This window comes from Bacillus sp. ISL-41, from assembly GCF_018613235.1.
Taxonomy (GTDB): domain Bacteria; phylum Bacillota; class Bacilli; order Bacillales; family Cytobacillaceae; genus Mesobacillus.
In genome coordinates this window covers 47,066-69,909 of sequence record NZ_JAGGQP010000026.1, presented here as the reverse complement: position 1 = coordinate 69,909, position 22,844 = coordinate 47,066, and the positions used below count along the sequence as shown (strand labels likewise).

The window sequence follows — 22,844 nt, the reverse complement described above, 5'->3', positions numbered from 1 at the left end:
AAAATAACAAGACTTTTGTCGTCTTGTTATAGAATGCTTTCGTCAATTTTTTTACTAGACTAGTTTTCGTCTGTTTCCACGGTTTCATCACCTTTGGATTGCTCTTGTTCAATAAGATTATCCTCAGAATAATCGCCGAAAGTCGGGAATGGATTGCGTTTGTTGGCAGGTTCTGGTGCCTGGATTTTCGGATTATAGTCCATCAAGTCTGCAAGTTCCGGAAAATAAAACGAATTAATGGATAGTGACATTTCAATCGGCACATCTTCATCTGATACAGCGAAGCTTTCTTGCGGTCCACTAAAGGAAATAGATTCTACGACCACAATGCGCCTTAAGGATTCTAACGTTTCTATGAATTTCTCAAGGCTAAAGTAATTCTCTGCTTTAACATTGATTTGAACAGATGTTTTCAATAGGCCATCGGGAAACATTGTTTGCGAATTCGATACTGGTACCTCTGATATGGTGTTTTCAACCTGATCCTCAGACTTATTATTTTGTTGGTCAGCCTGTTCTACAGATGTTGTTTCCTGTTCCAATGGAACTCCAGCCTGCTGCTTAGCATTGAATTCTATCGAAGAGACAAAGCTGTTGGAAATCACTTCTGCTTTCTCAATGTCTAGAACTAACTGCTCTACCATTGGGTCAACCGGGAGCCTTTTTTGCAACTCAGCTGTGCTGCTAAAGTCTGTTTCATTTACTGCAGCTAGTCTCGCTTCCAAGGTGGTATTCAGCTCTTGCTCCATTTTCAATTGGCTTTCCTTTAACGCCAAGCTAGTGTTCAAGGGATTCAAATATAAATAATAAGCAATTAGATAAACGAAAATAGAGACGCCTGCTGCTGCAAGAAGAATCATATAATGCTTTTTTTCAAGTCGAAGGTTCATGAGCCATCTCCCCCTTCGCCAGCTTCCGGTTTAAAAAATTCCGGACGATATACAATTTTGTAATCCGCACTATATCGCGGAAGTGTTACTCCATCAGCAGCATTGTTTCCTTCAGCACCATCTGAAATCTCAAGTGCTACCACATTCAACAATTCAGCTTCTTTGACCCATTCCGATTGTTTCAGGGAGCTCAGGTAAAAGGCAGCGTCCCTTGAAGCATCATATTGAATCGTGACGAGAATAGAATCCATGCTATATTCAAAGTTCTGGATAAATCCGCGTTCAGGCAGCAAGGTAATGATGTTCCGCACAATAGGTACTGTTTGCACCGGGTGTTTCTCTGCCCATTTGACCGCTTCCTGCAGTTTAACGACTGAATTCCCGGCATTTTCTTCAGCCAATTTTTCCTGCTGGAGATTATTCAATTTTTGCAGATTAGAGATTTTCTGGTCGACTTGTTTCATTTCATTTTCATAGCTACTTCCCTGAAGATAAATAATAGATATCGTTATCGCTATCAACATAAGGGTAACCGCGGCAATAATAAGCTGTGATGACTTTCTATGCTCTTTTTTCGGTAAAAGATTGATCTCAACCAGCATTATTACACCTCTTTCAATCCAAGCCCAAGAGCAAGATTAAACGCAACTGGCAATTCTTCTGATTTCGAACCAGTTGCTTTCATATTGATTGTTGATACAGACATTCCAAACCGATCACTCATATCGGAAATAGCCCGGTCAAGCATGGGATGGTCACCATTTACTAAAAGTCTTGTTACCTCTTTTTTTCCCTGTGTCAGCGAAAATCGATAAAAATCCATTAATTTCGCAATATCCCTGTAGATTTCTTCAAGCTGGAAAATAATATCGGATACTTCACCATCATAAACGAGTTCAGGATTAGAATGATCCTCTCTCCGAAGTGAAAGCTTCCAGTGATCCTTCAAATCACCTGGGATATGACGCATAAAAACAGGGATTTGCTCTTCAAAAATACACAGACTGACAACATCAAGGTCGAATTGAACAGTAAGCAATACCTCATTTCTCACTGCCATGTCATGATGATGATAGAGTCGGTAAATGGCCAGCGGTGAAATGTCAGCTGCCACCGGCTTAAGTCTGACACTTTTAAATAAGTCTTCATACTCAAGTATGTATTTTTCCGGGGCAGCGAATAAGAGAATCTCTTGTTTATTATTTTCTGTACCCAGTTTAATTGTATCAAATACAGGATCTTCAAAAGGCAAATGGATGGTTGAACCGAGCTCCAAATATAAGTAGCCATCAATTTCATCATCTTTGACATCCCCAGGGATACTTACCTTCCTGATAATGACAAGGGAATCTGGTACGATGAAGCGAATCTCCCTTTTGGCTATTTTCCATTCAGCTATGCATTCATCCAATATATTGGATAAGGTCGCAAAATCGAGGATTTTTCCATCCGAAATAATTCCTGGCGGTAAGTACCTCTGTCCATAATGATTCACTATGACGGGGTTCTTCTGTTTTAGCTCCACAAAACGAATGGAATGGTCATTGAGAACGATATTGACTATCTTGTTTCTGCTGGAAAATAAGGAAAATGCCATGATTGAAACTCCTTAATGTATGACTGTACTTTTAATGGTGAGAATCTTTAACTTAAATTAATTGCTTAATTACAAGGCAATCACGAAAAGTTGAAGATACCATCCTAAGATTTCTGCACCATAGAAATAGGCTGTTAGAGTACCAAGGGCAATGAACGGGCCGAATGGAATTGCTTGCTTTCTTTTTACAAATCCAAGCAGCATGGCAGCAATGCCAAAGAAAGCGCCATAAAAGGTAGCAAAGAAGAAGGATAGAAGCATCGTCTTAAAACCAACCACGAACCCAATCAACGCAAAGAGCTTGATATCGCCGCCACCCATTCCCCCTTTGCTGATGAGGGCAATAAACAAGAGGATCATGAATCCCGCAACAGCCCCAGCGAATGAGTCCCACCAGGGTGATAGAGGAAGAATTATACGCTCGATAATAAAAATACCCGCAAATACAAGCAGCACCTTATCAGGGATAATCATGTACGCAAGGTCGGACACCGTAATGATGATGAACAATGAAATTAAAGTCAGCGCGATGACCAATTCACCGCTCCAACCAAACAAAAGATAGGCACCCGCAAACAGCAGACCTGTCAAAAGCTCAAAAAAAGGATAAACGGGCGAAATGCCGACCTTGCACTGGCGGCACTTCCCCCTTTGAAATAAATATGAAACGACCGGAATCAATTCAATCGCGCGCAGCTGATGCCCGCATTTCGGACACGAAGAACGAGGTGACACGATTGATTTTCCTTCTGGGACCCTAAGACCTACTACGTTGTAGAAGGAGCCTAGGACTAGGCCGTAAATAAATAAAACAAATTCCAAAATTGTCAACTACCTCACTTTTTAATTACTATTCATCACCATCATCTTTAGTAGGATCTGTAGGATTTGTAGCTGTGCCAATTGTTATATTGTCATCATCATCCGGATTCCAATCTCCTTCATTTAACGTTTTAAGAGTTGCGTTCTGGATCGTTATATCTATCTCTCCAACTTTAGCAGTAGCTGAAACGGTTAAAACTTTTCCATTTTTAGTTACTGTATAATCTTCTAAATTAATATTTTCTAAGTATGATTCAAGTTGATCTTCAGTTAAGGTAGTATTAGTTTCAACTGCTGTCAGGTGCATTTTACCTGCATTTAAAACTTGTATAGCCTCAGCTCGCACTGCATCAATCTTTGATTTTTGTATAATCCCTGAAATACTCGGCACGGCAATCGCACTAATAATCCCCAAAATAACAACTACAGCCAAAAGTTCAACCAGGGTCAAACCTCTTTGATCTTTCATTTTTTTCTTGATTGCTTTCAACATAATAATCTTCTCCTTTTAGTTAATTTTACCTATGACCATTGGAATATATATCTAATCATATTATAAATGATAGATTATGAATTTCCTATAAAGAATGTGTAGAGATTTGTCTCTTTATGTTTAACATCAATTTACGTGATTGAATATGTCGAACATTGGAATCATGATGGAAGTAACAATTGTTCCGACGAGTCCGGCAAGTATGACGATCATGATTGGTTCGATCAATGACTTTAACTGGTCTGTACTCGTCTCTACTTCTTTTTCGTAGAAGTCGGCTACTTTTCCCAGCATGGCGTCCAATGAGCCTGTTTCTTCACCGATTGCAATCATCTGTGTGACTAATGGGGGGAATGCCCAGTGTTTTTTCATCGGTCCGGTCATCGATTGCCCGATTTCAAGCGCGTCACGTGACTCCCGTACGACTCTACCAACCACTTCATTCTCCACCACATTTTCGACAATCGATAACGCCTGCAGGATCGGGACTGAACTCGAAAATAAGGAACTAAGGGTTCTTGTCATTCTGGCCAGGACTGCTTTTTGCATCATTTTTCCAAAAATCGGCATCCGTAAAATAGCGAAATCCAGATAATACTTGGTCTGCTTATTTTTCTTCATTGCCGACAGACCCGCAACTACTCCTAAAAGCAATAGCAGGATCAGCCACCAAAACGATTGCATGAATTCGCTTGCCCCAAGAACAAATTTGGTGATGACCGGCAATTCACCGCCAAAATCCTCGAACATGCCAACAAATGTAGGGACAATGGATACCAGCAAAAAGATGACGACCAGGATCGCCAGTACCGCGATGACGGCTGGATAACTGACTGCGGCGATTACCTTTTGCCGGGTGTTATGCTGCTTTTCATAATGTTCAGCAAGCCGTTCCAGCGTCTCATCCATATTTCCGCCTGCTTCTCCTGCCTTCACCATGTTGATATACATGGGAGAAAAGATTTTACTGTGCTTGGAGGTTGCTTCTGATAGCTGGACCCCTTCCCTCAGATTTGCTTCGATGTCCATCAGTGCCTTCTTCAATGCTTTACTGTCCGTTTGTTTTGCTAAAATCTTAGTGGACTCCACAACCGAGACTCCGGCTTTTAACAAAGTAGCAAACTGCCTTAAATAGATGACCAGATGCTGCAGCTTAACAGGATTTCCAATCGTGATATCTTTTGTAAGCCAAGTTTCAGGCACTTCGATAATCTCGGTAGTCCTGATTCCGTCTTCGCGAAGCTTCTCTAATGCTTCACGCTTGGAACCAGCCGTAATTGTGCCAGAGCGTTTTTTTGTCCGGTCGCGTCCGGAATATTTAAAGCGAGCCATATTAAATCATCTTCTCCAGTAAAAATGGTTCAGCAATTTCCTTGGAGACAATTCCTCTCTGGACAAGCTCCTTAATATCCATCTCAAGGGTATGCATTCCATGAATTCTGGATGTCTGCATGATACTGATGATTTGATGGATTTTCTCGTTCCTGATCAAATTCGCCACTGCCGCATTATTGATCAAAATCTCCGTTGCGCTTCTTCGCCCCTTTTTATCCACAGTAGGAAAGAGCCGCTGGGAAATGACGGAGACCAGGACCGAAGCGAGCTGAATTCGTATCTGTGCCTGTTGTCCCGGCGGAAAAACATCTATTATTCTATTGATTGTGGCTGGTGCACTTGAAGTATGGAGAGTGCCAAGGACAAGATGCCCGGTTTCAGCAGCGGTAATCGCAGTCTGTATTGTATCTAGGTCACGCATTTCCCCTACCAGGATGACATCCGGATCCTGTCGAAGGGCTGCGCGCAGTCCGTTGGCAAAATTATTTGTATCCAGTCCGATTTCACGCTGGTCAATGATGCTGTTGCCATGCTTATGCAAATATTCAATCGGGTCCTCTAATGTGACGATATGCTTCCGCATGGTCATGTTCATATGCTGGATCAGTGATGCCAGTGTCGTAGATTTGCCGCTTCCGGTTGGTCCTGTCACGAGAACCAGTCCCTGTGGCTTTTCGGCAATCCTTTTAAGGATATCTGGCAGTTCCAGCTCCTCCAATGTCGGGATTCTTGTAGGAACAATCCTGACTGCAAGCGAAACGCAGCCTCTTTGATGGTAGGCATTAACCCTGAACCTGGAGATGCCTGGTATTCCGTACGAAAAGTCTAGTTCACCTTTCGATTTGAATACATTCCAGGAATTTTCCGGGATGATGGCTTTTGCCATTTCTTCAACTTCATCCGGAGTAATCGTATCCGTTCCATATCTTCTTAAATCCCCATTGATTCTCATTACTGGGGGGATGCCGACAGTGATGTGAATATCTGATGCCTTAAGCTCGAAACCAGACCTCAGCAAATGCTCTATTTTTTCTTTCATGCTAACTCCCCGCTTATTCTGTTATGGCTACCCTTAAAACTTCTTCGGTCGTGGTGAGTCCCTGTTTAATTTTCAGCAATCCATCGTCGATCAGGAAGATTGTTTTATTCCTTACTGCTATTTCCCTCAGAGCCGTAACAGACTCTTCATTCATGATCGCTCTGCGAAGTTCGTCATCCACTGACAGCACCTCATGGATTGCCAGCCGGCCTCGATAACCAGTCATATTGCAGGAAGAACATCCTCTTCCCTTCCAGACAGTCTCAATCGACATTCCTCGTTTAGAAAAAATGTCTATTTCACGCTTTGTCGGCTCCTGAGCTTCTGCACAATCACGGCACACCCTCCGGACAAGCCGCTGGGCGACAACTCCACTTAACGAAGATGCGACAAGGAAAGGCTCGACTCCCATATCCAGCATCCTCGTAACTGAGCTCAGAGCATCATTCGTATGCATCGTGCTCAGTACCAGATGTCCGGTCAAAGAGGCTCTTACTGCGACTTCCACTGTCTCTTTATCCCGTATTTCACCTACCATGATGATGTTCGGATCCTGGCGGAGGATTGACCTCAGACCGGCCCCGAAGGTCATGCCGACATTCGGGTTGACCTGGATTTGATTAATGCCCTCAATTTGGTATTCAACCGGATCCTCTATCGTAATGATGTTGACCTCTTCACTATTCAGCTTGTTCAAAGCGGCATACAGGGTAGAAGATTTCCCGGAACCAGTAGGACCAGTAATCAGGACAATTCCATTCGGTTTCGAGATCATCTTCGTAAACCGGTTGAGATTATGCGTGTTGAACCCTAGCTTCTCAATGTCATTCAATGTGCTGCCCATATCAAGAATCCGCATGACCACCTTTTCGCCAAAAACGGTTGGCAAAGTGGAAACACGAAGGTCGATAGGATGAAAATCAAGATTGACTTTGATTCTTCCATCCTGAGGAGTCCTGTTCTCTGTGATATCGAGATTTGACATAATCTTGATCCTTGCGATCAGCACATTTTGCATATGCTTCGGCAACACCCGTTCCACTCTAAGAATTCCATCTATCCGATAGCGAATGACAACCTTCGTTTCCTGCGGGTCTATATGGATATCACTTGCCTTGTTGGCAGACGCATTTGACAGCAATTGATTCACCAGCCTGATGACAGGAGAATCGGCTTCTGTCAGATTTTCTTCCTGAACAGTTTCCATTGCCGGGCTGCTGATGCCAATCAAATCATCTAGTCCATCGTTGTTATCGTAGTATTTATTAATCGCGCGGATGATATCGTCCTTGGTTGCGATCGCGGTTTCAATATGGAAGCCTGTTGACAGTCTGAGATCATCGACCGTGAAAAAATCCATCGGATCCGCCATCGCAACGAACAGCTTTTCCCCTTCTTTTTTCAGAGGTATCACTAAGTTTCGCTTTGCCATCTCTTTAGGAATGAGCGTAAAAAGCTTTGTATCAAATGGATAGCGGTATAAACTGATATGTGGAATTCCCAGCTGGAACTCGAGAACTTCAATCAACTGCTGTTCTGTTATCAGCCCTCTTTGCAGGAGTGCATCTCCCAATTTTTGCCCAGCTGCTTTATCAGCAAGGGTTGCTTGCAGCTGAGCTTCTGAAAGCAGCCCTGTTTCGACTAATAAGTCGCCAAGCCGTTTTCTCATTTGCCTCACATTGATCACTCCTGTGTTTTGGCTTACTTTGGTTCTTCATTCGGATTTCCGAATAGTCCATCGTTTTCGGTGAAAGCTTCTTTATCGTCCTTTTCATCTTCAACAGGTTGCGGTTCTCCTGCCGATTGGTCTGGCTGCACGGCCGAAGTACCCTCACTAGGCAAAACGATTGAATCTTCCCCATCAGCAGTTCCAGATCCAGTTTCATTGGCAGCTGTTCCTAAAGGATGAACTTCTATTCGGTGGACTGGAGGATAAAAATCTTCAGACAATACCTCTGTTTTCATCAGTTCACCCTTTTTAGAATGGGTTTCGCGAACGACCTTTACGACCAGACCAGGACTTCCCTCCACTTTTACAGACTTTTGGCCAGTACTTAAAAGTGGCGAAAACTGCTTGATCATCCTCGGTTGGAATTCCTGCTTGTCCAAAGTGTGAATACTGTAAGTGTATAAGAATGACGCTCCCTTAACCGACACTTCCAGGTTAGGGCTTTTCCAGTCGAATTCGATTGTATAAGTCGAGGCGTTGGGGTTATAAATACTAAAATCCATTTTTTTCTCAAATTGAACTTTTGCTTCAAAACCCGGATCAATACCCTCTGGAAGCTGCCTGCTTATATGCCTTTCTGATATAAGAAAGTTCGTGGCCATGACGGCCTGATAAATGGCAGTCGCTATTTGGCTGTAAGTATGATCCGACAGCTCTGGCATTCCACTTTCCGCCACAAAAGCGGCAAGCGAGAACTGTGACTCTGCTTCCAGCTCAATAGCCGGGAAAGAGTCAATAAATGCAAAAACTTCCTCATTTTTATCCTTCAGGAGGTAAGAAGCCGAAGCAACTTCAATTGGTTCCTCTTTTGGGAGATACCCGGCCAAATCAATGACAATATGCTCATTGAAGCTTTGGATAGCTTCGGTTAAATCATTTTTCAGCATTTCCTGGTTCAATTGTTTAATGATTGCGTCAGGCAATATTCCATTTATGGATTCCAGTTGAATGAAAAGTCCGTTCTTTTGTCCACTACTCGCAGAGCTGACTGACAGATCTGTTAAAAGAGTTAGATTTTCTGCTGTAATAGGATATGAATGCTCTTTATACATCAGTGCAACCTTTGCATTAGGAGCCCATTCGGTCCACTTTTCTTCCAATAAAACCCTTGCTTCATCTTTTGTTTTGTTTGATACATCGATTGGCCCAATGAAAGTATGTTCAGAGTATAACGGTTCCACACTTTTTGGGGAGCTTATAGCAGAAGCACCAAAATAAGTGAAACTGTAGGTAAATAGTGAAAAAACAATGATGATCAAAGAGACTTTTACTATTTGGCGCGTATTCACATATATTCCCCTCTGGTAAAAAGATTGTATTTAAGAAGTCTTGCTATCGTAGGCAATTATTTCTTCGTCTTTGGGACCTTCAAAATTCAGGACAGGAATTACCTCTAAGTCATTCAATTCAAATTTCGTATTATTTCTGACTTCCAAAAACGAGATATCCTCAGCTATATGTATTTCTTTTGAGTTGAGAGTATTTGAGACTGGTATTTCATTCAAGTCAAAGTTTTCGGCATGGTCACCCGTTTCTTGCAGATGATTATCAACTTCTGATTTCGATAGATCACCCGAATCCATCGCCCTTGGTCTGCCTTCTTCAATGTCAGGTATTTCAGTCAATCTTGTAATCATTCCATAACCAACCGAAGCAGCCAATAATGTTATGACCAGCATAGATTGCCATGGAGTGGCGATTAAACTAAAAGCGATTCCAAGAGAGCCAATAACAGGCGCGGCGATAGAAATTAACTTTTTCTGTCTGTTTTCTAAGCCAAATGGAATGAGGTGAATGAGAATAAAACTCAAAACTGAGGATAGGATTAAAAGGATCAGGATTACCATTGTCTCACTCCACGCTGTTGGTATTTGTTGCTTTTTACAAAATTCCGCAATATATCAGTCTATCATCTTATATTTTGACAAATTTCACTCTCTTATATTGTATAATAAAACCAATAGATTTAATAGACGGAGGAGCAATGACTTGGGCAAAAAGTTGGATGACCAAAGCGGAATCACCTTGCTGGAAGTTTTGCTGTCAATTGTACTGCTTGTAATAGTTCTTACATCTTTTGCTGGCTTTTTTACACAATCAGCAATGTTTGTGAAAAAAAATGAAGACAAAATCAGTACAACCCAGACAGTCCAGCAAATAGTGAATTTAATAGAAGTGAAGCTGACCAGGGATAAACTGAGCACTAGCACTGAATGTCCGAGTCTTCCATGCACCCTCAATGAGGATAACTTGGCGGGACTATTGGATCGTACATTTGATGGCACACATAACATTTCCGTCAGTTTCAATAATGGTGAAGAAGGGTTAGTTCGCGTGGAAGTATCTGTGCAAGATCGAAACAACCCAGACAGTACTTCAAGGACTTTTACATATATAAGAAGGTGATATCTTGAAAGATCAACGTGGATTCACATTATATGAACTGCTTGCTGCGATTTCGATCCTTTTTGTCGCCTCTGCTCTTATTTATGGAGTTTTCTTCGGATTCAATAAAAACTATAATCAGATTTCGGAAAAAAATAATATGGATCAGGCAGCAAACCTGATTATCTCTACTATCAAGCAATATCATTTGAAGTACGATGAGTATATGATCGACTACAATGCAGCGGAGCAAACTGCAAAAATTGGGGTGAATGCCAGCGAGCAAATCCTGGGCGATGACAGATATTCACTGCAAATCATGGCGGGTTCTTCAAACCCTGAGGCTTTTACTGGTGAAAAAGTAATCTATTCAAACAGTCCTTTATCGATCCAGTTAATTCTCAAAGACAACACCGGACAAACCTATGAAATAGAAACAATGATTAAAAGATATTAGGAGGGAATGTGATGAAAAATGAAAAAGGCTATGCGCTAGTCCTGGTTTTGCTGATTATCACCATCACCTTCACCTTCGCCCTATCCTTGAGTGGAATGGCCCTTTCTGCCAGAAAGCAGTTCAACAAGACTGACGAAATCAATCGAGCCACTGACCTTGCCGAAATGGGTGTAGCACATTATGAGGCGCTGCTGACCAGGATTGTAAAAAACGCAAATGCTGAAGCGGATCAGGCAGTACAAAAAGCTCTCGATTTATTGAGTGAGAATCCAAATCTTAATGTTCCTGATTATGACGATGTGTTCATTAAGGTATTGTCGGATGAAGTTGGAAAGAATGCCTACTTGCCACTGGCTGTTGATGGAGCCAATTCGTATGAAATCTCGAATCCAGTCATCACTACACATAATGGGAAGATTTCATTAACTTTCGACAGCAAAGGATTAACAGATAATGAGGAAAAGGAACTCCAAGGTACACTTACGATTTTCAAAAACAAAGATTCTCTCGATGGTGATTTAGCCACAAATGAGGATGAATATGATTATGTTGTATGGGAAGATTTTGACTTCCATGGCGGAAAAAAACATACTGAGACTTTCCCTGGCTCCACTTTTTTCAAAAAAACAGTCACTCTAAGAGGTACTTCTTCCTTAATCATCAGAGGAGATGCCTTCTTTCATTCAAGTGTTACGCTAAAAGGGGGAGATACCATCATCGTGTATGGTGATGCCATATTCACCGGAGAGGTAAAAGATTTAAAAGCAAATAAGGCAAAAATCTGTATTTTAGGTACACCGTACAGAATAGTGAATCAAAATATTGTTGAATACCCTTCATTCGATGGTGGCGATACCGATAGCTGCCCTAAGCCAATACTAGACAATGAATGGTCCATTGACCCTGACAATGGTATAGAAGTTAAATATTAAAACAACAAGGCTGACCCAAACTGGGTCAGCCTTGTTTATTTCACATATTCCGCAACCCGATTCCGTCCGGATCTTTTCGCACCCACATACAAAGCCCTGTCAGCATGCCTGATCAATGCGAGTGAGTCATCGGCGTCCTGCGGGGCAGCTGCCACACCGATTGACGCGGTGATATGGACCAGGAGCTGCTTTCCTTCTTCATCCATTGATTGCAGCAGTGTGAAGGGATTTTCGGCGATCAACAGCCTGATTTGTTCTGCCAGTTTAAGGGCATCGCCTTTCATCATGTCAGGCAGCAGGATCACAAACTCTTCCCCGCCGTATCTGGCAACTGTGCCAATATGGCCGATTCTTTCCCTGAGCCGTTCAGCAAGCTCGATTAAAATTTCATTTCCGCTTTGGTGACCATATGTATCGTTGACGGATTTGAAGTGGTCGATATCGAGCAGGATCAGGGACAAAAGGTGTCTTTCGCCTTTTTGTAATTTTCCGAATTCTAAGCTCAGCATGTTTTCAAAGTAACGATAATTATATAGCCCGGTCAATGCGCAGCGTTCGCTGTATTCCTTCGTCTTTTCATGGTGCCTTGCATTCTCCACGGCAATTGCAAAGTGGGAACACAGGATATCGATGATCATCAGCTGTGATTTTTCGAATGCCCTCTTTTTGTTTGCGGCCAGGACAAGGACACCGATCACCTGGTTGTTCCTGACGATCGGCACACCGAGGATACTTTCGGCACCTGCTGGAATATAGCCTGAATTTATATGTTTCCATTGTTTTTTCGAATGGAAAAGTACAGGCTTTTTCTCAGCCCATACAAGACCGCTAATTCCTTTACCTTTTCCAAGCGGCTCGGCTACAGGATCCATTACTTCCCCAAATTCCACCTTATGGATCAGTTTCAGTTCCCTGTCATCCACCACATCCAAAATGTAGGCATAGTCAACCGGAAGCATCTCAATCACTTTTTGAACAAATAGATCAAGAACATCATTGGGCTTCAGTCTCTCAGCCAGCTGATGGCCAATCTCTGCGGCACTTTGTAAAAAATGGTTCACCTTTCCGCTTGAGTAATAGAGACTGAGTATGATAGACAGACTCGCGAAAGGAATCCCGACAAACAGTAAGGAATAGAGCCCCATCCCACTATGGTATAGTTCATATAGTATGAAGCCTATAGGGAATGTAATCAATGTCGTAACGGTTTCCCAAATGAAATCTTTACCGAAGTAAGGTCCCTTCAGTTTTAGGACGACTGCTTGCAGCAATATCAGGAATAAAGTATTCACACTATAATTGCTGATGCCATATACCGTTCCCAAAATATAAGTATATGGATCGTCAGCCAAATGCGCGCCATGCGCTCCGCCCAGTGCGTAAAATAACAATCCGCTCACTAATGAAACGATGAAGAACATTAATGAATTCAGAGGAAACCTGTAGATATCAGATTTTTGTACCCTGAGCCTCATTAAAAGGATTAGGACCGAAATTTGCATTAAAACCATTTCTACGAAAATCCCGTATGACAGGAATACAGCGAGCGAAACCCACTGGATGAGGAAAATCGGCGTATTATTGACGACCATAGGCATGGAAGCCACAACAGACATTAAGACCAGAAAGGTGAATACTTCCAATAGAGAAATATTATTGGGAGGCGGATAGACTTGATAGGTCAGCCAGAGTCCAACCGGAACGATCAGGAGCCAGCTGAACCATATTGATTTTTTGATCATTGGAGTCATCTTTATCTATCCACCTCCTTACTAGGTAAAAAGTCACACTTTTTTTATAGTTTAGCAAACTTTTTGTCGAATGTCATAATTTTCTTATTTATTTTTCAACACGTTTACAATAAAAGGCTTTGCTTCTGATAAAAAGTAAAGAGAGCCCGTGACAATTAGAATTTCATCTACTTTTAATTCATTTATTTTCACAGAGAGAAAGTCTTGATAATCGACTGCGAGATTGTTATTTACCTTATTGCTTCCAACTTCCAATAGTTCTTCCGCAGAAGCTGCCCGAGGGAAGTCGAATGTTGTGAAAGTCAGCTGGTCGGCAGCTTCTTCAAGAGTTGCAATCATCTTGTCTAACTTCTTATCCTTCAGAGCTGCAAATAGGATACTAATCCTTTTATCGGCAAATCGCGAACTTATTTCACCTGCCAATGCATTTATTCCTTCTTCATTATGAGCACCATCAATCAGGACTAAAGGATTTTCACTTAATACTTCAAGCCGACCGGGCCAGTAGGCTTGAAGCAGCCCTTCCCTGATGTGCTCTTCCTCGATCATAAATGAATAGTAGTTTGCAAGGACCTGGCTGGCCATTACAGCACAGGCGGCATTGTCTACCTGATAGGAACCGATCATTGAAGTTTTTAGGTTCTGAAGCTGGCCGAACATGCTTGAAAACGAAAATTCTTCTCCTCGCTCTAAGGACTCTCTTGAGCCTGCTGTGAATTCATCTCCAAGATGGTACATGGGGGACTTTCCTTCAAGTGCTTTTGTTCTGATGACATCCAGTGCTTCAGGCTGCTTGACTCCAGTAATGACGCTTACACCGTTTTTGATGATTCCTGCTTTTTCAAAAGCTATTTGTTCATATGTATCCCCCAGGATTGCCGTGTGATCGAGACCGATACTAGTGATGATCGATAGCAGCGGGTGAATGACATTGGTCGAATCGAAGCGGCCGCCAAGTCCTACCTCATAAATGACAACATCTACAGGTGACATCTTTGCAAAATAATAGAGCGACATCGCAGTAATCACTTCGAATTCAGTCGGTCCGCCCAACTCCGTATGATCCAGTTCGTCAGCAAGCGGCTTAATCGCATTCGTCAATTCTACCAATTCTTGGTCACTGATCGGCTGGCCATTGATGCTGATCCGTTCATTGAATTGTTCAAAATATGGCGAAGTAAACGTACCGACCCTGTATCCTGCTGTCTGCAGGATGGATCGCAGGAATGTGACTGTCGAACCTTTCCCATTCGTGCCGCCGACATGGATGGTTTTGATCCTTCTTTCAGGATGATCCAGCCTTTCAAGCATCCATTCCATCCTTGAAAGTCCTGGCTTTATTCCTAGACGCAGCCTTGCATGGATCCAATCAATTGCCTGTTCATATGTATTAAACATAAAACACACCTCAATTCAAGATGAAGACGAACCACCTCTGGTTCGCCTTCAAATTTTTATCTATAATAATTAGCTTCTCAGTTCATTAATGCGCGCTTCGACTGCTGCACGTTTTTCCAGATAGTCTTTTTCCTTTGCGCGTTCCTCTTCAATGACTTTCTCAGGAGCTTTTTTAACGAAGCCTTCGTTGGCAAGCTTCTTCTGTACACGTTCTACTTCTTTATCGAGCTTCTCTTTTTCCTTCTGAAGACGGGCGATTTCCTCGTCGATGTTGATCAGGCCTTCAAGCGGCATGATGATTTCAAGTCCAGTAGCAACTGCTGTCATCGCTTTTTCAGGAGCATTGACTTCAAGCCCGATTTCCAGGTTCTCTGGATTACAGAAACGGACGATATAGCCGCGGTTATTCTCAAGCATGCTTAATGTCTTTTCATCCTTCGCCTTCAGGAACATATCAACCTTCTTGCTGAGCGGAGTATTTACCTCAGAGCGGATGTTCCTTACTGCACGGATGACTTCAACCAGCAGCTTCATATCATCTGCTGCTTCCTTATCAGTCAGAGTCGGGTCAACCTGCGGCCAGCTTGCAACTGTGATGGATTCCCCTTCGTGCGGAAGGTTCTGCCAGATTTCTTCCGTAATGAATGGCATGAATGGGTGAAGCAGGCGCATTGTGTTATCAAGAACGTATGCAAGAATCGATCTTGTCGTCTTTTTGGCCGCTTCATCTTCGCCGTATAGCGGAAGTTTTGCCATTTCAATATACCAATCACAGAAATCATCCCAGATGAAGTTGTATAGCGCTCGGCCAACCTCACCAAACTCATAACGGTCTGAAAGTCTTGTAACAGTTTCGATTGTTTCATTCAGCCTTGTCAAAATCCACTTATCCGCAACAGATTTCTCGCCGCTCAAATCAATTTCTTCATACTTTAGGCCGTTCATGTTCATCAAGGCAAAACGTGATGCGTTCCAGATTTTATTTGCGAAGTTCCAGGTCGCTTCAACCTTTTCTGTGCTGTAGCGAAGGTCCTGCCCCGGTGAGCCCCCTGTTGTCAGGAAGTAGCGGAGTGAATCAGCGCCGTACTGGTCGATGACATCCATCGGATCAACACCATTCCCTAGTGACTTACTCATCTTACGGCCATCTTCTGCACGAACGAGTCCGTGGATCAGAACATCTTTGAATGGTCTTTGGCCTGTGAACTCAAGTCCCTGGAAAATCATCCGTGATACCCAGAAAGCGATAATATCATATCCAGTTACAAGGGCGTCTGTTGGATAGTAACGCTTGAAGTCAGCTGCATCTTCATTCGGCCAGCCCATTGTTGAGAATGGCCAAAGTGCTGAACTGAACCATGTATCAAGAACGTCATTATCCTGTTCCCAATTTTCAGGGTCTGCTGGCGGCTCGTGGTCAACGTATACCTCGCCTGTTTCTTTATGGTACCAGGCAGGAATCCGGTGGCCCCACCAAAGCTGACGAGAAATACACCAGTCACGGATATTTTCCATCCATCGCATATAGGTGTTTTCGAAGCGCTCAGGTACGAAGTTAACCTTCTCTTCTTTACTCTGAAGGGCGATTGCTTCGTCAGCAAGCGGCTGCATTTTAACGAACCATTGAGTTGACAGATATGGCTCAACTACTGCTCCGCTGCGCTCAGAGTGTCCTACTGAGTGCATGTGCTCTTCAATTTTAAACAGTACGCCAGCATCCTGAAGATCCTTGACGATTTGCTTGCGGCATTCGAAACGGTCCATACCCTGATACTTGCCGGCTTTTGCGTTCATCGAGCCATCTTCGTTCATGACAAGGACTCTTTCAAGGTTATGACGGTTGCCAATTTCAAAGTCGTTAGGGTCATGTGCAGGAGTGATTTTAACAGCACCTGAACCGAACTCCATATCAACATAGTCGTCGCCTACAATCGGAATTTCACGGCCGACGATTGGCAGAATAACACTTTTGCCGATCAAATGCTTGTAGCGGTCATCTTCCGGATGAACGGCAACCGCAGTATCGCCAAGCATTGTTTCCGGTCTTGTTGTTGCGATTTCGATGTGGCCGCTGCCATCTGCCAGAGGATATCTCATGTGGTAGAAAGCACCCTGGATATCTTTATGGATAACCTCAATATCAGATAAGGCCGTTTTCGCTGCAGGGTCCCAGTTAATGATGTATTCGCCGCGGTAGATCAGGCCTTTACGGTATAAAGAAACGAAAACTTCTTTTACTGCCTTAGATAGACCTTCATCCAATGTGAAGCGCTCGCGGCTGTAATCTAGCCCCAATCCGAGCTTTGACCATTGTGTACGGATATGCTGTGCGTATTCCTCTTTCCACTTCCATGCTTCCTCAAGGAATTTTTCACGGCCCAGTTCGTATCGATTGATGCCCTGGCTGCGCAGCTTCTCGTCAACCTTCGCCTGTGTCGCGATGCCCGCATGGTCCATTCCCGGCAGCCATAGTACGTCATAGCCCTGCATCCGCTTCATTCGTGTCAGGATATCCTGAAGCGCTGTGTCCCACGCATGGCCTAGGTGCAGCTTTCCAGTTACGTTTGGCGGCGGAATCACGATTGTATAAGGCTTTTTCGTTTCGTCATCCTTCGCTTCAAAAAACTTACCATTGATCCACCATTCATAACGTCCCTGCTCAATTGAAGACGGATCGTATTTAGTCGGCATAGATAAATTCTCTTCCATCAGTTTTTCCTCCATTCAATGCATTTCCTTGAAAAATAAAAAACTCCATTCGCCATAAAAGGACGAATGGAGTTTGTTCGCGGTACCACCTTTTTTCCCAGCAACGGTAAAAACAGTTTGGTTGCTGGCTCAAATATGGATAACGGTTCTTCACCGTCGCCTGTTAGTGAGAATATTCCGTTCCCAGGCGATGCTCAAGGGCGACCTTCCATGGTTCCGCTTAGAAGTCCTCGCAGCTAATGGACTCCCTCTCTTTAAGCTGGCTGCTCATGTACTCTTCCCTGTCAAAGCTTTGCTTTATTATGTGTTTTGTATAATAGATATACTACCCAAAAAAGTGGATTGACGTCAATCATCATTTCCTATTTTTTATTATTTTATACTTTTTGCACCTTGATGTGCGAACAATAAGCACTTTTTGGGTCTGTCACTCATAGAATAAAAAAAGGGATACCTGATGTTTGGAGGGATAGCGATGAAGAGACGACGATATAATCCTTATACACTCCCGAGGTGGGCGAGGACGGCACGAGCAGTATGCGCTCAGCTCATTATTCCTTTTTGTGTTTTCCAGGGAATCCGAACCCTGTTTTTTCCGACGACATTTGATGTCTTCCTGTTATCGATATTCATCATAATTGCTCTTGCAATTAAATTCGAAATTATTTAAGGAGCCTGAGAGCATCATTTAGCTCTGGGCTCCTTCTTGTTTTGCCTGCTCCTTTTGTTTTTCCATTTCGTCGATTTTGGTCACTACATAACCGGTATTGCTCAAGAGCCAGTATTGTCGCTGCAGTTTTTGGACAAACTTCCTTTCATCCACTTCTGTCTTGCGCTGATGGTACATCTCCGCAACCCGGATAATGCCTGACGGAAAGGCAAGATAACTCATGAATAGCTGCATTTCATCCTCTCGGAAAGGAAAGTATTTCAGATATAGATAAATCCAGTCGATGACTTCATCCCCATACTTTGGCTGGGTCTTCAGCGACCTTGCCAGGAATGGGAGTAAATCCTGGATTGGCGACCCTTGCCTCGCCTGCTCAAAATTGATGAAATACCCGTATCCTCTTTCATCAAACAGGAAATGTTCAGGAGAGACCTTACCGTGAAGCGTGACCGTCCTCGTTTTCTTTTGCTCCTTCGTTTTTTCATTCCATGTCTCCAGCTTATGCTTGGCGAACTGGATTGCCTGGCGAATCTGAATATAATACAGGCAGAATGTCAGTTCAAACGGGGACATATATATTCTGTTCTCACAGCTTTCAAGGAATCCATTAATGAATTCTTCTTCCTTTTCCCATTCTTTTAACGTCTTTTCATAATGCTCCTGCTTCACTTCCGCACTGATTTCCAGTTCCTTGACTGACAATGTATGCATCCTCGCCAATTCCCTGAACAGCTGCTGGTGTCTTTGAGACTGGTCCTCTCTTGTCTCATTCGGAATCCACGGCATTAAATAATACAGGGACTGTTTATGCAGCACAGCATATCGTCCATCATTTGCCGGATAAACTGGCACAATCCTGTTATAGCCTTTTTGATAAAGGTGCTGGATATGTTTGATAAAATCTGTCCCCTCATACGGGTGGATTTTTTTCAAAGCGAATGTCCCCGATTTCGTGTAAACTTTTTTCACTTTGCCAAAATCCTCTGCAAAATACGGATCGATAGGATATTGCTTTAACACTGCAGATTCTTCTTTTAAAAAATTGCGATCATCCATCGAATCTCGCCTACTTTCTGGACATCATATTTAGAAAAGCGTAAGCGCCTTGGTCAGCCCCGACAAGCGCAAGAGCTGGACAATACTCGAATTGAGCAATATACCTTTTTATTCTCGAATAAATAAATCTGGGCAGGTGTTAGACACCTGCCCATACTAAAAGCTATAGCAATCCCAGCCAGCAGCCAAGCCAGCCCTGACAACCAGCCTCCTTTTGGACAAGGCGTTGCTACAAAGAAAAGCGTAAGCGCCTTGGTCAGCCCCGACAAGTGTTGCCCGCCTAAAACGCCACATCGTGTGGCTGGCAGGTCTGCACGTCCTGCGCCATAGAGGGCCTGACAGTGAAGTCGTTCTTTGACTTCATTGGCAGGATCGAAACGTCTCGAGGGGCTAGGCACTGAAGCTAGACACAAATCGCAGTGTAAAATTTTAATACTTATAAAGTGAAAAGTGTTAAGTATTGTGAACCGCGACTCCTGGAACATATAGTACCTGGCCTTCATGTACCTCATGGTCGATGCTCAGATGATTTACCCGGAGAAGCTGCTGGACTGGCACATCATATCGTTCGGAAATCGATTGAAGTGAATCGCCTTGCTGGACAATGCACACTCTTATTTTAGCAACCTCAGTTTCTTCTTCCTTACGCGCTAAGAATTCAGCAATTGAAATGCCTTGTTTCATATTCGGCTTCTTCTTTTTCAATATTGGAGAGGATGAGCTTTCGGGAGACTCTTCCATTTCAGCAGGCTGATTTTCCGCTTGTGGCTGCTCCTCTGCCTCCAGTTCGACTTCGACTTCCACTTCCTCTTGCTCTAATTCGACCTCCGCAACTGGCTCCGGCTCACCTCTGAAGTCACTGAAAGCATACTCAGGAACTTGTTGGTGCTCTCTTTGCTCTTGCAATTCAGGTTCAGATGCTTCTTCTGCATCTAGCGATTTCTTTGCTTCTGCCCTAAATGGCGCATACAATTCTTCTTCGTAGGAGTCCTGCTCCTCCTGTTCATTTAATGTTTCATTTTGCTGGACGAAAGAATAGGCAGGAGCTTCCGGGAAGTCTTGTTCATCTCGATCTTCCAGGCTATGGTTTTCCTCCTCTGCTTCGGCTTCTGTTTCAACGTCAACATCAACCTCTGCAGTTGCCTCCTGGCGGTAGCTGACTTCCAGTTCCTCCGCCTCTTCACTGTCAGCATCCTGATCGGCTTCATGCTGCTGTTCGCCGTACAGGCCAGTGATGGCAAGATCAGCATTCAGCTTCAGGCGGTCTTTTTCCGGAAAAACATAATCAAATCCTTCCACCTGAATATCGATGTCATAGATACTTTCAATCCGGTTTTTTGGAATTGTGATATCTACCGGGAAACGATGAAGGAATTCATAGACTCCTTCTTCCCTTTCCATGACAGAATGCACGTACTTAAGAGCTGCGATTTGACTTTCGTCCTCTTGCTGCTGTTCATGACATGTATATTCCCCAGTCAACTCCAGCGATCCGCGAATGGATACGTATTGTTCATTTTCCTGGATGGTTATATTCGGATCGAGTGAAATCGAGACAAGCTCCGCGACTTCCTGTCCTCTTTGAAACCACACAGACTCTTCTAATGAAAATCGCAGGCACGATTGATTCCCCTGAGACAAAGCGACTCCTCCTTTCATTCCTTAAACGTAAAATCACTATGTCATTAACACTTTATGAGTCTGTATTTAGTTTTATGATAATTTAGAACATAAAAAGGATGTGGTGTGTCCTGTGTTTGACACATAGAATGATATATTCTATAAAAGTCATTAAAATTCCTTAAAATTAAGTATTCTTTGCTCTGTTAATCAAGGCTGTTGATTTTCGTTCCAGGCGCTTCGCTTTCCGCGGGAAGAATATGAAAAAGACCAACTGCCGTCTTTTTCATAAGCAATTCTTCCTTGGGGCTGGCGGTGAGCCTCCTCGCCGCCGTTGGCGTCTGTGGGGTCTCACCTGTCCAGCTGATCCCGCAGGACATTGATTGAGCTTCCTCGAAACTGCCCACGCACGATGGAAATGCGTTAGCATTTTCGGAGGAGTCTTCGCGCCTTCCACTACAATCAACAGGATGTAATAACAGATTTTAGCTTTAACAGAGCCATTTTTTAAAAAATTGATATATCCCTTAAAATCCAATTTTATTCCTAACTCCTCACTTTCCTTGAAATTGAAAAAGACACTCTTCAATTGAAGAGTGTCTAATTAGCTTATTTATTCTGCAGCTTTGCAAATGCTTTCTCTGCTGCTTCGATTGTTTTTTGCAGGTCTTCGTCTGTGTGTGCTGTTGACAGGAATAAGCCTTCGAACTGTGATGGCGGCAGGAAGACTCCTTCGTTCGCCATTTCACGGTAGTAGGCTGCAAAGAAATCCAGGTTCGATTGTTTGGCTACTTCATAATTAATGACATTTTCATTTGTGAAAAAGATGCCGATCATTGAGCCTGCGCGGTTGATTGTATGCGGAATCCCGTATTGCTCAGCCGCTGCCTTTAGGCCTTTTTCAAGAATGTCAGCTTTGCGTTCAAATTCTTTGTAGGACTCCGGTGTCAGCTGCTTCAACGTTTCGAGGCCGGCTGTCATCGCGAGCGGGTTGCCTGAAAGTGTTCCCGCCTGGTAAATCGGACCGCTTGGAGCGATTTGCTCCATTATCTCTCTCTTGCCGCCGTATGCACCTACAGGAAGTCCGCCGCCGATTACTTTTCCAAGGCATGTAAGGTCTGGTGTTACATTATAATAGCCCTGCGCACAGTTATAGCCTACACGGAAGCCTGTCATAACTTCATCAAAAATAAGAACTGTGCCATACTGAGTGGTGATTTCGCGCAAACCTTCCAGGAAGCCTTCAACTGGGGGAACAACACCCATGTTTCCGGCTACTGGTTCCACAATCACACCAGCGATATCATCACCAAACTGCTCAAATGCGTAACGGACGCTCTCTAGGTCATTGTAAGGTACTGTAATCGTGTTCTTGGCAACTCCTTCTGGAACACCCGGGCTGTCTGGCAAGCCTAGTGTAGCGACGCCTGAGCCAGCTTTAATAAGCAATGAGTCTCCATGTCCATGGTAGCAGCCTTCAAATTTCAGGATTTTATTCCGGCCTGTATACCCGCGGGCCAGGCGCAATGCACTCATCGTTGCCTCAGTTCCCGAAGATACCATCCTTACCATCTCGATCGATGGTACTCGGTCAATGACTAATTGTGCAAGCTCATTCTCAACAACTGTCGGTGCACCGAAGCTTGTCCCAAGCTCCGCCACTCTCTTGATTCCCTCTACGACCTTGTCGTTGGTGTGTCCAAGGATTAGTGGTCCCCATGACAATACATAGTCAATATACTCATTGCCATCAATGTCATAGATTTTAGAACCTTTTCCTTTTTCCATGAAGATAGGATCCATATCGACAGACTTGAATGCGCGGACTGGACTGTTAACTCCTCCTGGCAAAAGTTCTGTCGCTTCCTTGAAAGCTTCTATCGATTTATCATATGAGCGCATATTACCCCTCATTTCTATTTAATTGACTCCGGCGATTCAGTTCCAGCCATTATGACTGC

General features: G+C 43.5%; 20 protein-coding genes and 1 other annotated feature. Of the genes, 3 read left to right on the top strand and 17 right to left on the bottom strand.

Features of this window, described 5'->3' with window-relative positions:
* Positions 1 to 59 precede the first annotated feature (59 nt).
* The 10 genes from J7I80_RS12740 to J7I80_RS12695 all read right to left on the bottom strand — a co-directional run bounded on the left by J7I80_RS12740 (position 60) and on the right by J7I80_RS12695 (position 9,752).
* Positions 60 to 890 (bottom strand): hypothetical protein, encoded by an 831-nt coding sequence (locus J7I80_RS12740; RefSeq protein WP_214738735.1) that lies wholly within the window; start codon positions 888 to 890, stop codon positions 60 to 62.
* Positions 887 to 1,492: a PilN domain-containing protein gene (locus J7I80_RS12735; protein ID WP_214738734.1), complete on the bottom strand. Its 606-nt coding sequence runs from the start codon at positions 1,490 to 1,492 to the stop codon at positions 887 to 889. The genes J7I80_RS12740 and J7I80_RS12735 overlap by 4 nt, the downstream gene beginning before the upstream one ends.
* Positions 1,493 to 1,494: 2 nt before the next feature.
* The gene (pilM, locus tag J7I80_RS12730; RefSeq protein ID WP_214738733.1) at positions 1,495 to 2,487 is read right to left on the bottom strand and encodes a type IV pilus biogenesis protein PilM; all 993 of its coding nucleotides are present in this window, start codon (positions 2,485 to 2,487) and stop codon (positions 1,495 to 1,497) included.
* 69 nt (positions 2,488 to 2,556) lie between these two features.
* On the bottom strand, positions 2,557 to 3,309 hold the full coding sequence (locus tag J7I80_RS12725) for a prepilin peptidase (RefSeq protein WP_214738732.1): 753 nt from the start codon (positions 3,307 to 3,309) through the stop codon (positions 2,557 to 2,559).
* Positions 3,310 to 3,337: 28 nt separating this feature from the next.
* Positions 3,338 to 3,802 carry a type IV pilin protein gene (locus tag J7I80_RS12720; RefSeq protein WP_214738731.1) on the bottom strand — a complete coding sequence of 155 codons (465 nt, stop codon included), beginning with the start codon at positions 3,800 to 3,802 and terminating at the stop codon, positions 3,338 to 3,340.
* 126 nt (positions 3,803 to 3,928) lie between these two features.
* On the bottom strand, positions 3,929 to 5,134 hold the full coding sequence (locus J7I80_RS12715; protein ID WP_214738730.1) for a type II secretion system F family protein: 1,206 nt from the start codon (positions 5,132 to 5,134) through the stop codon (positions 3,929 to 3,931).
* A 1-nt stretch (position 5,135) separates the two neighbouring features.
* On the bottom strand, positions 5,136 to 6,176 hold the full coding sequence (locus J7I80_RS12710; RefSeq protein ID WP_214738729.1) for a type IV pilus twitching motility protein PilT: 1,041 nt from the start codon (positions 6,174 to 6,176) through the stop codon (positions 5,136 to 5,138).
* 13 nt (positions 6,177 to 6,189) lie between these two features.
* Positions 6,190 to 7,845: a GspE/PulE family protein gene (locus J7I80_RS12705; RefSeq protein ID WP_214738755.1), complete on the bottom strand. Its 1,656-nt coding sequence runs from the start codon at positions 7,843 to 7,845 to the stop codon at positions 6,190 to 6,192.
* Positions 7,846 to 7,877: 32 nt separating this feature from the next.
* Positions 7,878 to 9,194, bottom strand: coding sequence for a VanW family protein (locus J7I80_RS23670; RefSeq protein ID WP_214738728.1), 1,317 nt, complete (start codon positions 9,192 to 9,194; stop codon positions 7,878 to 7,880).
* A gap of 30 nt (positions 9,195 to 9,224) precedes the next feature.
* Positions 9,225 to 9,752, bottom strand: coding sequence for a hypothetical protein (locus J7I80_RS12695; RefSeq protein ID WP_214738727.1), 528 nt, complete (start codon positions 9,750 to 9,752; stop codon positions 9,225 to 9,227).
* 142 nt (positions 9,753 to 9,894) lie between these two features.
* Between J7I80_RS12695 and J7I80_RS12690 the strand changes: the two genes are divergently transcribed.
* From J7I80_RS12690 to J7I80_RS12680, 3 genes are read left to right on the top strand one after another with little or no spacing between them, the layout of a single operon-like run.
* Complete coding sequence (locus J7I80_RS12690) at positions 9,895 to 10,311, top strand: type IV pilus modification PilV family protein (RefSeq protein WP_214738726.1); 417 nt, start codon at positions 9,895 to 9,897, stop codon at positions 10,309 to 10,311.
* A gap of 4 nt (positions 10,312 to 10,315) precedes the next feature.
* On the top strand, positions 10,316 to 10,747 hold the full coding sequence (locus J7I80_RS12685) for a type II secretion system protein (protein ID WP_214738725.1): 432 nt from the start codon (positions 10,316 to 10,318) through the stop codon (positions 10,745 to 10,747).
* Positions 10,748 to 10,758: 11 nt separating this feature from the next.
* Positions 10,759 to 11,679 (top strand): hypothetical protein, encoded by a 921-nt coding sequence (locus J7I80_RS12680; protein WP_214738724.1) that lies wholly within the window; start codon positions 10,759 to 10,761, stop codon positions 11,677 to 11,679.
* Between the two features lie 35 nt (positions 11,680 to 11,714).
* Here J7I80_RS12680 and J7I80_RS12675 read toward each other — a convergent pair whose 3' ends face one another.
* The 7 genes from J7I80_RS12675 to hemL form a co-directional block, all read right to left on the bottom strand.
* The gene (locus J7I80_RS12675; protein ID WP_214738723.1) at positions 11,715 to 13,430 is read right to left on the bottom strand and encodes a sensor domain-containing diguanylate cyclase; all 1,716 of its coding nucleotides are present in this window, start codon (positions 13,428 to 13,430) and stop codon (positions 11,715 to 11,717) included.
* 84 nt (positions 13,431 to 13,514) lie between these two features.
* A complete protein-coding gene (locus J7I80_RS12670; RefSeq protein WP_214738722.1) occupies positions 13,515 to 14,828 on the bottom strand; it encodes a bifunctional folylpolyglutamate synthase/dihydrofolate synthase in 1,314 nt (437 codons plus the stop codon).
* Between the two features lie 69 nt (positions 14,829 to 14,897).
* Positions 14,898 to 17,537, bottom strand: a complete 2,640-nt coding sequence (locus J7I80_RS12665) for a valine--tRNA ligase (RefSeq protein WP_214738721.1) — start codon at positions 17,535 to 17,537, stop codon at positions 14,898 to 14,900.
* 55 nt (positions 17,538 to 17,592) lie between these two features.
* Positions 17,593 to 17,834 (bottom strand) — a binding site (T-box leader).
* A gap of 391 nt (positions 17,835 to 18,225) precedes the next feature.
* Positions 18,226 to 19,263 carry a spore coat protein YsxE gene (gene ysxE / locus J7I80_RS12660; protein ID WP_214738720.1) on the bottom strand — a complete coding sequence of 346 codons (1,038 nt, stop codon included), beginning with the start codon at positions 19,261 to 19,263 and terminating at the stop codon, positions 18,226 to 18,228.
* Positions 19,264 to 19,716: 453 nt separating this feature from the next.
* Positions 19,717 to 20,904: a stage VI sporulation protein D gene (gene spoVID, locus J7I80_RS12655; RefSeq protein ID WP_214738719.1), complete on the bottom strand. Its 1,188-nt coding sequence runs from the start codon at positions 20,902 to 20,904 to the stop codon at positions 19,717 to 19,719.
* Between the two features lie 185 nt (positions 20,905 to 21,089).
* The gene (locus J7I80_RS12650) at positions 21,090 to 21,263 is read right to left on the bottom strand and encodes a hypothetical protein (protein ID WP_214738718.1); all 174 of its coding nucleotides are present in this window, start codon (positions 21,261 to 21,263) and stop codon (positions 21,090 to 21,092) included.
* 229 nt (positions 21,264 to 21,492) lie between these two features.
* Complete coding sequence (gene hemL, locus J7I80_RS12645; protein ID WP_214738717.1) at positions 21,493 to 22,785, bottom strand: glutamate-1-semialdehyde 2,1-aminomutase; 1,293 nt, start codon at positions 22,783 to 22,785, stop codon at positions 21,493 to 21,495.
* Between the last annotated feature and the right edge of the window lie 59 nt (positions 22,786 to 22,844).